The 13,131-nt window shown below is 74.3% G+C and carries 12 protein-coding genes and 5 tRNA genes; 7 read left to right on the top strand and 10 right to left on the bottom strand.

Features of this window, described 5'->3' with window-relative positions:
- Positions 1-12: 12 nt before the first annotated feature.
- The 5 genes from ACGF4F_RS33995 to ACGF4F_RS34015 form a co-directional block, all read right to left on the bottom strand.
- Positions 13-837 (bottom strand): ABC transporter permease, encoded by an 825-nt coding sequence (locus tag ACGF4F_RS33995; RefSeq protein WP_393084151.1) that lies wholly within the window; start codon positions 835-837, stop codon positions 13-15.
- The gene (locus ACGF4F_RS34000) at positions 834-1,769 is read right to left on the bottom strand and encodes an ABC transporter ATP-binding protein (protein WP_393084154.1); all 936 of its coding nucleotides are present in this window, start codon (positions 1,767-1,769) and stop codon (positions 834-836) included. The genes ACGF4F_RS33995 and ACGF4F_RS34000 overlap by 4 nt, the downstream gene beginning before the upstream one ends.
- Positions 1,770-1,896: 127 nt before the next feature.
- Entirely contained in the window at positions 1,897-3,066 is a 1,170-nt protein-coding gene (locus ACGF4F_RS34005) for a cytochrome P450 (protein WP_393084157.1), read from the bottom strand.
- A gap of 1 nt (position 3,067) precedes the next feature.
- Positions 3,068-3,736, bottom strand: a complete 669-nt coding sequence (locus ACGF4F_RS34010; RefSeq protein ID WP_357433211.1) for a 50S ribosomal protein L11 methyltransferase — start codon at positions 3,734-3,736, stop codon at positions 3,068-3,070.
- A gap of 162 nt (positions 3,737-3,898) precedes the next feature.
- Positions 3,899-4,501, bottom strand: a complete 603-nt coding sequence (locus ACGF4F_RS34015) for a TetR/AcrR family transcriptional regulator (protein ID WP_073836381.1) — start codon at positions 4,499-4,501, stop codon at positions 3,899-3,901.
- A gap of 268 nt (positions 4,502-4,769) precedes the next feature.
- Between ACGF4F_RS34015 and ACGF4F_RS34020 the strand changes: the two genes are divergently transcribed.
- From ACGF4F_RS34020 to ACGF4F_RS34030, 3 genes are all read left to right on the top strand, one after another.
- Positions 4,770-4,842 (top strand) — tRNA-Gly (locus ACGF4F_RS34020).
- Positions 4,843-4,877: 35 nt separating this feature from the next.
- Positions 4,878-4,948: transfer RNA gene (locus tag ACGF4F_RS34025), tRNA-Cys, on the top strand.
- A gap of 13 nt (positions 4,949-4,961) precedes the next feature.
- Positions 4,962-5,033: transfer RNA gene (locus ACGF4F_RS34030), tRNA-Val, on the top strand.
- A gap of 73 nt (positions 5,034-5,106) precedes the next feature.
- Here ACGF4F_RS34030 and ACGF4F_RS34035 read toward each other — a convergent pair.
- A complete protein-coding gene (locus ACGF4F_RS34035) occupies positions 5,107-6,087 on the bottom strand; it encodes a helix-turn-helix domain-containing protein (protein ID WP_393084161.1) in 981 nt (326 codons plus the stop codon).
- Positions 6,088-6,156: 69 nt separating this feature from the next.
- Here ACGF4F_RS34035 and ACGF4F_RS34040 point away from each other — a divergent pair, with 69 nt between their 5' ends.
- Entirely contained in the window at positions 6,157-6,975 is an 819-nt protein-coding gene (locus ACGF4F_RS34040) for an isocitrate lyase/phosphoenolpyruvate mutase family protein (RefSeq protein ID WP_393084164.1), read from the top strand.
- Positions 6,976-7,071: 96 nt separating this feature from the next.
- Here the strand turns inward: ACGF4F_RS34040 and ACGF4F_RS34045 are convergent, their stop codons facing one another.
- A complete protein-coding gene (locus ACGF4F_RS34045) occupies positions 7,072-7,311 on the bottom strand; it encodes a DUF6458 family protein (protein WP_073836378.1) in 240 nt (79 codons plus the stop codon).
- A 174-nt stretch (positions 7,312-7,485) separates the two neighbouring features.
- Here ACGF4F_RS34045 and ACGF4F_RS34050 point away from each other — a divergent pair.
- Together ACGF4F_RS34050 and ACGF4F_RS34055 are read left to right on the top strand one after the other, a co-directional pair.
- Positions 7,486-7,558, top strand: a tRNA-Gly gene (locus ACGF4F_RS34050).
- A gap of 57 nt (positions 7,559-7,615) precedes the next feature.
- Positions 7,616-7,690: transfer RNA gene (locus ACGF4F_RS34055), tRNA-Val, on the top strand.
- Between the two features lie 22 nt (positions 7,691-7,712).
- Here ACGF4F_RS34055 and ACGF4F_RS34060 read toward each other — a convergent pair.
- Together ACGF4F_RS34060 and ACGF4F_RS34065 are read right to left on the bottom strand one after the other, a co-directional pair.
- Positions 7,713-8,282 (bottom strand): hypothetical protein, encoded by a 570-nt coding sequence (locus ACGF4F_RS34060; protein ID WP_393084167.1) that lies wholly within the window; start codon positions 8,280-8,282, stop codon positions 7,713-7,715.
- Between the two features lie 93 nt (positions 8,283-8,375).
- Positions 8,376-10,619 carry an MMPL family transporter gene (locus tag ACGF4F_RS34065; RefSeq protein WP_393084170.1) on the bottom strand — a complete coding sequence of 748 codons (2,244 nt, stop codon included), beginning with the start codon at positions 10,617-10,619 and terminating at the stop codon, positions 8,376-8,378.
- Between the two features lie 367 nt (positions 10,620-10,986).
- Between ACGF4F_RS34065 and ACGF4F_RS34070 the strand changes: the two genes are divergently transcribed.
- Positions 10,987-11,994 carry an NAD-dependent epimerase/dehydratase family protein gene (locus ACGF4F_RS34070; protein WP_393084173.1) on the top strand — a complete coding sequence of 336 codons (1,008 nt, stop codon included), beginning with the start codon at positions 10,987-10,989 and terminating at the stop codon, positions 11,992-11,994.
- 70 nt (positions 11,995-12,064) lie between these two features.
- On the opposite strand, the gene ACGF4F_RS34075 is transcribed toward ACGF4F_RS34070, so the two are convergent.
- Positions 12,065-13,039 (bottom strand): Acg family FMN-binding oxidoreductase, encoded by a 975-nt coding sequence (locus ACGF4F_RS34075; RefSeq protein ID WP_393084176.1) that lies wholly within the window; start codon positions 13,037-13,039, stop codon positions 12,065-12,067.
- Between the last annotated feature and the right edge of the window lie 92 nt (positions 13,040-13,131).

A 13,131-nucleotide genomic window follows, 5' to 3' on the forward strand; every position in this document is an offset into this window, starting at 1 on the left:
CCCCGCCCTCGCTCACGCGTCCCGGCGGCCCAGCGCGTACCGGCCGAGCAGCAGCGCGGCCGCCGCCCAGCCGGCGAGCAGCAGCAGCCCCACCGCCGCCGGGTACGGCTCGGTGTCCCCGGCCAGGAAGTGGCTGCCGGCGACGCCCGGGAAACCGTCGGCGATCCGGGTGAGCACGGTGATCCCCGGTTCCTGCAGCGACAGCGGCACGATCATCAGCAGGGCGAAGAGCACGGTCAGGGTGAGCACCGCGCCGCGCAGCGCCGCCGCCAGCCCGAGCGCCAGCACGCCGATCAGCGCGAGGTACGCGGCCGAGGCGGCCACGTCGCCGAGGGTTCCGCCGAGCGGGGCGCGACCCCACTCGCCCAGCACCGGCCGGGCGACCGCCGCGCCGACGCCGCCGAGCAGCAGCCCGACCAGGAACGTCACGACGCCGACCACGACCGCCTTGGCCAGCAGCACCCGGCCGCGGGACGGGGTGCAGCGCAGCGTCGTGCGGATGGTGCCGGTGGCGTACTCGCTGGTGACGGCGAACAGCCCGAGGGCGAGGACGACGTACTGGGTGAGTTCCAGCGAGCCGGTCACGATGTCGCCGACCGGCAGGATGCCCGGGTTGACCGTCGGGTCGTCGTCGGTGTTGGCGTTGACGGCGTAGATGGCCAGCTGGGCAGCGGTGGCCGCCATGGTCAGCGCCGCCGCCAGCAGCGTCCACCAGGTGGACCGGACCGACCACAGCTTGGTCCACTCGGCGGCGACGGCACCGGCGAACGGACTGGTCGTCGGGGCGGTCCGGGACGCTGGCCGGGCGGTCGGCGGGGCGGTGGGCAGGGTGGTCATCGGGCCTCGTTTCCGGCCGGGCCGGCGGCGTACTCGACGCTGTCGGCGGTGAGTTCCAGGAACGCCTCCTCCAGCGAGGCGGCCACCGGGGTCAGCTCGTGCAGCCGCACCCCCAGCTCGTACGCCAGGTCACCGACCCGGTCGGCGGAGGCGCCGGTGACGGTCAGGCCGTCCGTGTCGTACGCGGTCACGGTCGCCCGCTCGGCGGTCAGCCGGGCGCCCAGCGCCGCCAGGCCGGCCGGTTCGGGGCCGCGTACCCGGACCGACGGGGCCGGGCCGGCGGCGATCAGCTCGGCCAGCGGCGCGTCGGCGACGAGTCGACCCTTGCCGAGCACGATGACCCGGTCGGCGGTCTGCTGCATCTCGCTCATCAGGTGGCTGGAGAGCAGGACGGTCCGTCCGTCGTCGGCGAGGGTCCGGGTGAGCCGGCGGATCCAGCGCACCCCGTCCGGATCGAGGCCGTTGACCGGCTCGTCGAGCAGCAGCACGGGCGGGTCGCCGAGCAGCGCGCCGGCGATCCCGAGCCGTTGGCCCATGCCCAGCGACAGTGCCCGTCCCGGCTTGTCGGCGGCGCGCCCGTCCAGCCCGACCAGGTCGAGCACCTCGGCCACCCGGCGGGCCGGGATGCCGTTGCTGCGGGCCATCGCCCGCAGGTGGGACCGGCCGGAGCGGGTCGGGTGGATGCCGGTGGCGTCCAGCAGCGCGCCCACCTCGTGCAGCGGGTGCCGCAGTTCCCGGTACGGCCGGCCGTTGACCAGGGCCGCTCCGGCGGTCGGCCGGTCCAGCCCGAGCACCATCCGCATGGTGGTGGACTTGCCCGCGCCGTTGGGGCCGAGGAAGCCGGTCACCTGCCCCGGTCCGATGTCGACGGTCAGGCCGTCGACCACGGTCGCCGTCCCGAACCGTTTCGTCAACCCACGTAGTGTGATCATGCTCCGACGCTAGGCAACGGGCGGGTGGCGGCACCGCTGCCGATCGGCGCCGACCCACCCTGACTTTCGTCAGGCCCGGGCCCGCACCCTCGGGCGGCTCAGGCCCGGGCCCGCACCCTCGGGCGGCTCAGGCCCGGCGCACCACGAACGCGTCCGGCATCCGGAAGGTGAGGTTGTCCGGGCACCACGGCGGGCGGACCACGGTCACCCCGTCGAGCAGCGGCGCCGCCTCGGCGACCACCACCGCCGCCTCCATCCGGGCCAGCTGCGCCCCCACGCAGCGGTGCGCCCCGGCCCCGAAGGCGAGGTGCCGCCGGGAGCCGCGCTGCCCCGGCCGAAACTCGCCCGGCGCGGCGACCACCTCCGGGTCCCGGCCGGCCCGGGCCAGCCAGGCCACGATGCTGGTGCCCGCCGGGACGGGGGTGCCGCCCAGCGTGGTGTCCACCGCCGCCACCCGTCGCCAGGTGACAATCGGCGGCTCCAGGCGGAGCCCCTCCTCGACCACGTCGGCGACCGGGATCTCGCCGGCGCGCAGCCCAGCGCGGACCGACGGTTCGCCGGTCAGCCGGTGCAGCAGCAGGGTGAGGAACTGCGAGGTGGTCTCCTGGCCGGCGACCAGCAGGAAGAAGAGCGCGCCGACGACCACGTCGGGGGAGTGCCCGGCGTCGCGCAGCCGGGCGGCCAGCCCGCCGCCGGTCGCGGCGAACGCGCGCAGCACGGTGTGGAACCGGCCGACCTCGGCGGCGAGGGCGAGCTGCCGGTCCTCGGCCAGCGGGGCCCAGAACAGCTCCAGGGCGGCCCGGGCGAATTCCTTGACCGCGCCGACCGGGGCGTCCGGCAGCTCCACCAGGCGGGCCAGCACCAGCAGCGGCAGGTCGGCGGCGAGTTCGGCGTACAGGTCGACCGGCTCGCCCGCGTCGAGGGCGGTGGCGAGCCGGGCCACCCGCCGCCGGACCAGGTCGGTCAGCCAGGGCTGCTGCGCGGCCACCCGGGTGGGGTGCAGCGCGTCGGCGACGATGCCGCGGATCTCCGGGTGGCTGGCCCCAGAGTTGTTGGCCAGGGTCGGGGGCAGCCGGAACCGGTGGCCGGCGAGGACCCGCAGGGCGGCCACCGGCATCGGGGTCACCGCGTCGAGGGCGTTGTCCGGCCGGAACTTCGCCGGATCGGTGAGCAGCTGCCGGACCAGGGCGTGCCGGGTCACCACCAGATGCGGCACGCCGACGTGGTCGACCACCGTGGCCACGTCGGGCCGCCGGACCTCGACGGACTCCCAGCCCCGGAACAGCACGGGTGTCACGCTAGTGGGCGGCTCCCGGCGGAGCCGGGTTCAGCTCCCACACCGTGGTGTGCTTCACCCGTACGCTCTCCAGCGCCTCCGGCACCGGCACGTCGTAGGTGGCCAGCTGGTGGAAGCGCCCGCGGGGCAGGAACGCCCGGCCGGGGTCGCCGACCAGCACCCGGGCCCCGGACCGGGCGGCCCGGAGCAGGAAGCGCAGCATCCGCCGCGCCATCGCCTCGCTGTAGAAGACGTCCCCGGCGAGCACCACCTCGGCGCCGCCGGCATCGTCGTCGAGGATGTCGCCGAGTTCGGCGTCGACGCGTACCCCGTTGGCCTCGGCATTGAGCGCGACGGCCGCGACCGCCCGCTCGTCCACCTCGACGGCCCGCACGGATGCCGCGCCGGCGCGGGCGGCGGCGATGGCGACCAGGCCGGATCCCGTGGCGAGATCGAGCACCCGCCGCCCGGCGACCAGGTCGGGGTGGTCGGTGACGTGCCGGGCGAGCGCCTGCCCGCCGGCCCAGGCGAAGGCCCAGAACGGTGGGGGTTGCGCGCTGTGGAACTCGCCCTCGGTCAGCTCCCAGAGCCCGATGGGCTCGTCGGCCTGGTGCAGCCGCACCTCGGGGACGAAGGCGACCGGGGCGAGCCGGGCGTGCAGCCGGACGAAGGCCGCGGACAGGTCGGACACCGGCTGATTCTGTCGTACGCCTCGGCGCCGCCCGCCGGCGCTCCCGGGCGGATCGCGGCGCGGCGTGACCGGTTCACCATGGTCCGTGAGAGCTGCCCCCGCGATTGGCGATCCGTGCGAACCCGCCCGTCTACCGCCTGATCGCGGACCGGACGGTCGAGGTCAGTCGAGCTGGGCCGGCTCCAGGCCCAGCTCACGGGCGGCCACCAGCCGGACCCACTCGGCGATCTGCCGCCGGGTGATCACGCGCTCGTGCACCGACAGCTGCACGGCGAGGCCGTCCATCACGGCGCTGATCCGCCACGCCGCGCCCGCCGGGTCGGGGCAGTCGAAGGTGCCGTCGGCGACCCCGTCGGAGATCACCGCGGCGAGGTCCTGCCGCCACCGCAGGTCGAGCCGGCGGGAGAGCTTCTCCAACTCGGGGGTGCGCAGCGATTCCGCCCAGCCGTCGATCCAGATGGACCAGGAGGTCGACCGGCCGGTCGGGGCGTAGAGGCGCAGCATCCGGCGCAGCTTGGTCAGCGGCGGGGCGGAGGAGCGGAGCACCGCGTCGAGCCGGGCCAGGTCCTGCTCGACGGCGTACGCGAACGCCTGCGCGAGCAGCCGGTCCTTGGTGGCGAAGTGGTAGAAGACCAGCGCCTGGCTGACGCCGGCGGCCTCCGCCACGTCGGCCGTGCGGGTGTTGGCGATTCCACGTTCCGCGATCACGTCACAGGCCGTGCGGAGCAGGGCATCCAGGCGGATCTCGGCGGCGCGTCTCGTCACGATCGCTACCGTAGCCCATCGATATGACCACGGGGAGTTACCGACGCGGCCGGTCGTGCGACCAACAGTCGGAAGCCGGACAGTCCCGGCCGGCGTGTCGCCGGGGCGATCCTTCCGCTCGGCCCCGACGCAGGCACCTGCCTCCTAGGAAGCCTTCGCGGGCGGGGTGGGTCGTCACCCGGACGCGCCCGGAAAACGGACCCGATTTGGCAACCGTTCCCCGGCTCGGCTAAAGTTCTCATCCGTCGCCGGGAAACACCGGGGGCACGCGGACGTAGCGCAGCTGGTAGCGCATCACCTTGCCAAGGTGAGGGTCGCGGGTTCGAATCCCGTCGTCCGCTCGGAGCTGCCGCCACGCATTATCGGGGGCAACCTCGGTGGAGTGGCCGAGAGGCGAGGCAACGGCCTGCAAAGCCGTGTACACGGGTTCAAATCCCGTCTCCACCTCGGCAGTAGACGAGGGCGATTGGCGCAGTGGGAGCGCGCTTCCTTGACACGGAAGAGGTCACTGGTTCAAACCCAGTATCGCCCACTTCGATAGCAGACGGCTCGTCACCGGACACCGGTGACGAGCCTTCCTGTTTCTCCGGCCCGTCGGCCACCGCTCAGGCCGCCGCGGTCAGCAGCGCCTCCGCCACCGCCGTCCGGCTGCTCAGCAGGGATCGGCCCTGCCGGTGCGTCACCACCAGGCCGGCCGCGCGCAGCGCGGTGAGGTGCTGCGACACGCCAGCCGGGGAGAGGCCCGTGTGCCGGGCCAGCTCGGTGGTCGACCGAGGCGCGTCCAGCGCCGCGAGCAGCCGGGCCCGCCCCCGCCCGAGCACGGCGCCCAGCGCGTCCGGCGCCGCCGGCGGGCAGGCCCACAGCACGCCGAGGCCCCGGGCCGGGTACGCCAGCTGCGGCACGTCCCCGGCGGCGATGCTGAGCACGGACGGCCAGACGAAGACCGACGGCACCAGGACCAGCCCGCTGCCGTCGGGCACGTCCGGAGCGGTGCAGTGCCGCTGGCTGATCAGCAGGGCGTCGCCCTCCCAGCGGACCCGCTCGTGCAGGTCGTTGAGGAGCCCGGCCGCGCCGTCCTCGGCCAGCCGGCGGGCCCGCCGGAACACCTCCGCCTCGAGCAGGGCCCGGATCCGGGGCCAGTCGCCGGCCAGGGCCAGCCGCCAGTACGCCTCGATCTCGCCGGCGAGCCGGTGCAGCCCGTCCTCCGGGTCGGCGTAGAGCGCGGACAGCGCCGCTGGCCGGGGGCCGGGGTACAGGTCCAGCTGGGCGCGGACGGTCCCCGGTGGGGTGCCGCGCAGCGCGGCCAACTCCTGCCCCAGGTCGGGGGTCAGGCCGGCGGGCGGCGGGGTGAGGAAGTCGGCCAGGTAGCCGGGCGCGGGCGGGACGAGGTGCCAGAGCAGGCCGCGGTCCGGGCTGATCAGGTGCGCCTCGGCCAGGCGCGGCCGGACCCGGTTTACCCAGGGCAGGTGGATCGCGTGCTGGCCGGGATCGCGGAGCACCCGCACACTGGCGACGGTCTCCCAGAGGCAGGAGAGCGCGAACCGGACCCGCGCCACGGCGCCCGCCGACAGGCCGATCGCGACCATGCCGCCTCCTTCGTTTCAGCTGGGACTGAAACATTACGGCGGCCGGCGGCACGGACTCAGACTGGTCGGGTGAACGATCACCACAGTCAAGCCCTGCGCTTCCGTTCCCTGCACGTCCCCGGCGAGCCGCTGGTCCTGGTCAACGCCTGGGACGCCGCCAGCGCCCGGATCGTCGCCGCCGCCGGCGCCCGGGCGGTCGCCACCACCAGCGCCGGCGTCGCCTGGAGCCTCGGCGCCCCCGACGGCGACGCGCTCGGCCGCGCCGCCGCCGTCGACCTGGTCCGGCGGGTCGTCGCGGCGGTGCCGCTGCCGGTCACCGCCGACATCGAATCCGGGTACGGCGACACCGCCGACGAGGTCGCCGTGACCGTCGAGGCGGTGGTCGCGGCGGGCGCGGTCGGGGTGAACGTCGAGGACGCCCGGCACGAGGGGGAGGCGCCGCTGCGCGCGGTCGACGAGCAGTGCGCCCGGCTGGCCGCCGTCCGGGCCGCCGCGGACCGGGCCGGGGTCCCGTTGTACGTCAACGCGCGCGTCGACACGTTCCTGCGGGGCGCCGGTGGCGTCCCGGAGACGGTGGCGCGGGCCAGGGCCTACCTGGCCGCCGGCGCCGACGGGGTGTTCGTGCCGGGCACGGTGGACCCGGCGACGGTGGCCGCCCTGGTCGAGGCGATCCCGGCCCCGCTGAACGTGCTGGCCGGGCCGGGCGCCCCGGCGGTGCCGGAGCTGGCGAAGCTGGGGGTGGCCCGGGTCAGCCTCGGCTCCTCGGTCGCCGAGGCCGCGTACGCGGTGGCCCGCCGGGCCGCCGTCGAGGCGTTGGCCACCGGGACGTACGGCGCGCTGGCCGACGCCCTTGACTACGGCACGCTGAACGAGCTGATGCGCGGCTGACCGGGCCGGGAAGGGGTGCCGGCCGCGCTGGCCGGCACCCCCGTACGCGTATCCCTGGTCCCGGGACCGATCAGTTGCGTCGATTCCCTCGACGGGTCACAGCGGTGGGGCGATGTCCCGGCGCTCGTCGACCCGCCGGTACTCCACCGGCTCGGCCGTGGTGACCACCTCGCGGCGACGGCCCCAGACCAGCGTGGTCATGATCAGGCCGAGTACGCCGGCCGCCATCAGGATCCAGCCGACGACGTCCAGGCTGACCCCGCCGATGTGGGCGTTCAGCGCGAAGGTGAGGATCGCGCCGACGGCGATCAGGAAGATGCTGGTACCGATTCCCACGACAGCCTCCTTCGGGGAGACGGGTTGTGCTGTCGAGTGCAGTCAGTACCCCGACGGCGACCAGCGCAATCACCAGGCGTGGCGACACGGCCGGGCGGGCGGGTGGGGCCTGCCGCGCGGCGATCTTGTCATCGGGTACAGTTCTACCCGTCGCCGACGCGAGCCGGCGACAACGCGGACGTAGCGCAGCTGGTAGCGCATCACCTTGCCAAGGTGAGGGTCGCGGGTTCGAATCCCGTCGTCCGCTCGCGATCCGCCCCTCGTGGGGCGACCGCCGCCGGTGTGTCAAATTCGGCGAGCGCTCGGGCGATTGGCGCAGTGGGAGCGCGCTTCCTTGACACGGAAGAGGTCACTGGTTCAAACCCAGTATCGCCCACCAACGGTTGTCAGCGGGCCCGGCGTCAGTCGGCGCCGAGCACGATGATGCTGCCCTCGCCCGCCCGGTAGCTGTCCAACAGCTCCGGCAGGGTGGCCGGACCCGCGTGGTCCAGGCACAAGACCGGGCGTAGCCCACCGCCGACGACCTCGCCGTCCTCAGTCATCGCGGGGCAATGATCCGGCCCGGGGAGCAGCCCCGGGTAGGCGGCGAGGGCGTCGACATCGATGTCGATCTCGCGGTAGAGGACGGTCACCTGGCTCCCGTCGATCGTCTCGTTGGCGACGTCCGCGGCGGACCGCCGGAACTCCACACCGTGTTCGACGAGGCTCTCGGCCATCCTCTGTGGTCGGGTCACCAGTCGGACACCCAGGCGCGAGCCGGTCAGCTCGACCGTGGCCCGCAGGTCGTCGGGCAGCAGGTAGAAGACTCCCTCCTCGCCCTCGTGCCCGTAACCGAACAGGTCACACGCCACCCGTTCGTCGGGGCCGCCACGGGTGTCGAGGCCGAGGACGATGTTCAGCTCGTCGGGCGCCGCGGGCGGGACCGCGGCGATCCACATCCGCGCCGAGTCGTCACCGCAGACAATGTTCATGCCGGGAAGTAAATCACCGGCCCACCCGGCGACAGCCGGCACCGCAGCGGACCCGCGCCGCGACGCCAGGGCGCGGGTCCGCTCTGCCACCCTCTAGCTCACCGGGACCGGCTCGCGGGCGGGAGCCGGGTGCTCCTCCTTCTCCTCGGCCACCTCGCCGTGCGACAGCGTGGGCAGCCAGTTGAGCCAACTCGGCAGGTACCACGCCCGGTCGCCGAGCAGCTTCATGGTGGCCGGCAGCAGGACGGCGCGCACGATGGTGGCGTCGATCAGGATGGCCACCGCCAGGCCAACGCCCATCTGTTTGAAGCTGAGCAGCGACATGGTGCCGAACACCGCGAACACCGCCACCATGATCAGCGCGGCGTTGGTGACCACGCCCGCCGATGCCTTGATGCCGTGGGTGACCGCGCGCTCCGTGGACATCCCGCTGTCGTACGCCTCGCGGATCCGGCTGAGGATGAAGACCTGATAGTCCATCGACAGTCCGAACAGGATGACGAAGAGGAACAGCGGCAGCCAGTTGACGATCGCTCCCGGCGTGAAGCCGAGCAGGTCCGCGCCGTGCCCGTGCTGGAACACGAGCACCAGCACACCGTAGGCGACGGCCACCGACAGCAGGTTGAGCACGATCGCCTGGATCGCCACCATGATTGACCGGAAGCTGCTCAGCAGCAGGAAGAACGCCAACAGCAGCACGAACACGAGGACCAGCGGAGCGGTGCGGGACATCTGCCGGTTGAAGTCCACGGTGGCGGCCATGGCGCCGGTGACGTACGCCTGCGTGTCCGGCTGCGCGCCGACGGTCTCGGGCACGATCGTCTCCCGCAGCGCCGCCACCGACTTCCGGCCCTGCTCGCCGTAGCCGATGCTCAGCGAGACCGTGGCCACCGTCCTCGCCGGATTCACCTGCACGCTCACCGGTTCGTGCGCCACGCCCGTGGCCAGCGCCCGATCCTTCAGCCGCCCGATCGCCTCCTGCATCGCGGGGCTGGACACGTCCGGCGCCTGGACCGCCACGGTGGCCGGCTCGTTGCCGCCCGGGAAGGCCCGGTCGATCGCCTTGAACGTGGCCGCGATCGGATAGTCGCCCTGCAGGTCGTCGATGCCGGGCTGGCCGAGCCGCATCCCGACGGCGGGCACCGCCAGCGCGACGAGCACGCCCACGGTCAGCACGGTGGACAGCCACGGACGGCGCAGCACGCCGGTGAGGATGACGTTCCACGCCCGGCCGCCGCCGGCCCGGCCGCCCAGCCGCCGCGCCCAGGTGACCCGGCCACGGGTGACCACCCGGACGATCCCGTGGATCACCCGGGCGTCGACGGCGTCGCCGAACACCGCCAGCGTCGCCGGGAGCACGGTCACCGAGGCCACCATGGCGGTCAGGACGACCAGGATCGTGCCCTGCGCGAAGCCCATGAACACGCCGTGGTCGGTGAGGAACATGCCGGCCATCGCCACGATCACGGTGACGCCGGAGATCAGCACCGCCCGGCCGGAGGTGGCCGCGGCGATCTCCAGCGCGCGCTCCTTCGACCGTCCCTTCGCCCGCTCCTCCCGCTCCCGCCGCACGTAGAACAGGGAGTAGTCCACGCCCACGGCCAGCCCGATCAGCAGCATCAGGTTGGTCGTCGTGTCGGCCACGTGCAGCACCTTGCTGGCCAGGGCGAGCAGGCCGGTGGCGGCGAAGAACGCGGTCATCGACACCCCGAGCGGGATGAGCATGGGCAGCAGGGTGCCGAAGGCGATCAGCAGGATGATCGCGGTGATCGGCAGCGACAGCGCCTCGGCCCGCTGGAAGTCCTCGTTGACCGCCACGCCGGCCAGCCGCTGCATGCTGGCCGTGCCCGCCTGCTCCACCCGCAGGTCGGGGTGCCGGGCCTGGACGCCGGCGACCGCGTCGAGGACCGGCTGGACCCGCTCGTCCGCGGTGTCGCCGGCGCCGGTCATGTCGAACAGCACCAGCGCTGTCGTCCCGTCGGCGGTCTGCGGCGTCGGGGCGGCCGGGTCGTACGGCGTGCGCAGGTGCTCCACCTGGCCGGTGGCCTGGACCGCGCTCGCGACGTCCCGCACCGCTTGGCGGAACTCGGGGCTGTCCACGGTGATCCGCCCGTCGCGGGCCTGGACCAGCACCATCTCACCCGCCACGTCCGGGAAGCCGGCCTCGTCGATGATCTGCTGGGCCCGCCGCGAGTCGCCGTTCTGGCCCTCGTAGCTCTTCATCGGGGTGGTGCCTACGGCGTTGCCGACGACGGTGGCGAGCACCACGAACGCCAGCCAGAGCAGAATCGCCCACCACCGGTGACGTGCGCTCCACCCGCCGACACGGGCAGCCACACTCTTCGTTTCCCTGGCCCGTTCCCTGGTCAATGTCGGCCTCCGCCGTCTTTGATGAACGCTTGTTGTGGTCTGCGCGCCCCACTACGCGCGTCGTCGCCGGTTCGACCGCCGCTCGTCCTCGTGGCGTACGCCGTCGAGCTCCGGCGATCGACTGAAGCAACCGGTCCTCGAGGCCGCCTCGACGCCGTCCACAGCAGCCGCCGTCCCGCGACGCACGGCGGCCTGCGCCGGTCACCCTCGCCCCAGCCCCGCCGCTCCAGGAGCGCCGGCTTCGGCCGGCCGGCGGAGGGTTTCTGCCGTGGGCAGATCCGCTCACCGTGAACGTTGCTCACTGACGGGTCGAGCAGGGGGCAGGGTGGGGCGTATGAGACTGCTGGTGTTGGGCGGGACGGGATTCGTGGGTGGGGCCGTGGTGGCCGAGGCGGCACGCCGGGGCTGGTCGGTGACGGTGTTCAACCGGGGGCTGCACGGTGACGTGCCGGTGGGCGTACGCCGGTTGCGGGGGGACCGGACGGCGCCGGACGGGTTGGCGGCGCTCGCCGGCGGTGAGTGGGACCTGGTCGTGGACACCTGGGACGGCGCGCCCCGGGCGGTGCGGGACGCGGCCCGGGTGCTGGCCGACTCGGCGCCGCACTACGTCTACGTCTCCAGCGGGTCGGTCTACGCCGAGCCGGTGCCGCCCGGCGTGGGCGAGGACGCGCCGACCGTCGACGCTGCGGCCGACGCGGTCGACGGCGACTATCCGCAGCTCAAGGCGGGCGGGGAGCGGGCCGCGGTCGAGGTGTACGGCGAGCGGGCGTTGCTGGCCCGGGCCGGGTTGATCCTCGGGCCGGGGGAGGACATCGGGCGGCTGCCGTGGTGGTTGCAGCGGATCGCCCGGGGCGGGCCGGTCCTGGCTCCGGGGCCACGCGACCTGCCGCTGCAGTACGTCGACGCGCGGGACCTTGCGATCTGGCTGCTGGATCGAGGTGCCGAGGGCGTCGGTGGGGCGTACAACGTGGTGAGCCGGACCGGGCACGCGACGATGAGTGAGCTGCTCGACGCGGCCGTCGTGGCGACCGGCGCGGACGCCAGCCTGCACTGGACGGACCCGGAGCCGATCCTGGCCGCGGGCGTGGAGCCCTGGAACGACCTGCCGATCTGGATTCCGTCGGGCCACCCGTACCGATGGTTGCAGGAGCGGGGCGTGGAGCGGGCGTACGCGGCGGGGCTGGTCTGCCGGCCGGTGGCCGAGACGGTCGCCGACACCTGGCGCTGGCTGCGCGCGGTGGGCCAGGTGCCGCCCCGCGCCGGGCGGCCGGCCCGGTCGGCGGTCGGGCTCGACCCGGAGCGGGAGGCGAAGCTGCTGGCCGGCCTTACCCCGACGGCCTGACCTGCGCCGGACTTGCTGGCCGCCGCGCTGCCGAGGCGCGACGCCAGGACCCGGACCGGGCGCGGCCACGTCAGGCCGTCACCACCGGCAGGTCGAGCACTTCCGCGACCGGGCGGCGCGGGGTGGCGGTGCCGGGCTGGCCGTAGCCGATCCGCATCACCATCTGCGGGGTGCCGAACCGGCCCAGCGACAGCCGCAGCGCCTCCCGCGCCCCGGGCACCTCGATCGGCTGGGAGATCAGCGACACGCTGAGCCCGGCATCGGTGGCGGTGAGCAGCACCCGTTGCAGGGCCTGGCCGGCGATGACCTGGTCGGCGGCGGTGTTCCCGGTCGAGCCGAGCACGGCGACCAGCGGCTCCGGTTCGAAGTCCCGGCCGGGTGCCCGGTTGCGGCCGCCGAAGCCGCGCTGCGGCAGCAGGTCCTGCGGCTCGCTCGGCGGCCCGCCCGCGGCGGCCGGTACGCCGTCGGGCGAGGGCTCGGCGCGGATCCACTCGGCCCGCTCGGCCGCGTACGCCGGATCGCGTTCCAGGACCCGGTGGGCGCTGCGGGCGACCTCGGCGAGCGCGTTGACCGCGCCGGTGCCGATCACCAGCTCCAGCCAGCACTGCTCGGCCCGGGCGGCCTCACCGAGCCGCCAGCGGACGTCGGCGGGGACCGGGTCGGGCCAGAACGGGGCCCGGTTGCTGAACCGGCGGTGGATGGCCGCGGACAGGCTCTGCTCGGCGGGAGTCGGGCGGCGCGGCAGGTCCGGGACCAGCCGGGCGACCACGTCCGGGTCGGCGGGGTACGGGCGGAGCCGGACCGTGGCCGGCGTGCCCGCCACGGCGAGCGCCAGCCGCAGGTTGAACAGGGCCGCCCCGCAGGCGATCCGGGTGCCCCAGCCGGTCGGGTCGGTGGCGGGCAGCCGGCGCAGCGGGTCGACGGAGAGTTCGATCCCGCCGTCGCGCAGCCGGAACCGCCACGGCTGGGTGTTGTGCAGGGAGGGCGCCCGGATGGCGTCGGTGGCGGCGGCCCGCAACTGCTCGACGGTGAACCCCGTGGTCATGGTGGTGCTCCTTCCGTGGCAGGTCGTGCCCACCTTCCGGTTGGTTCCCTCCCACGGTGCGGCAACCAGCAGCTTCGCGAGCAGGGCCGGAG

Source organism: Micromonospora sp. NPDC047740 (assembly GCF_043204735.1).
Lineage (GTDB): Bacteria > Actinomycetota > Actinomycetes > Mycobacteriales > Micromonosporaceae > Micromonospora.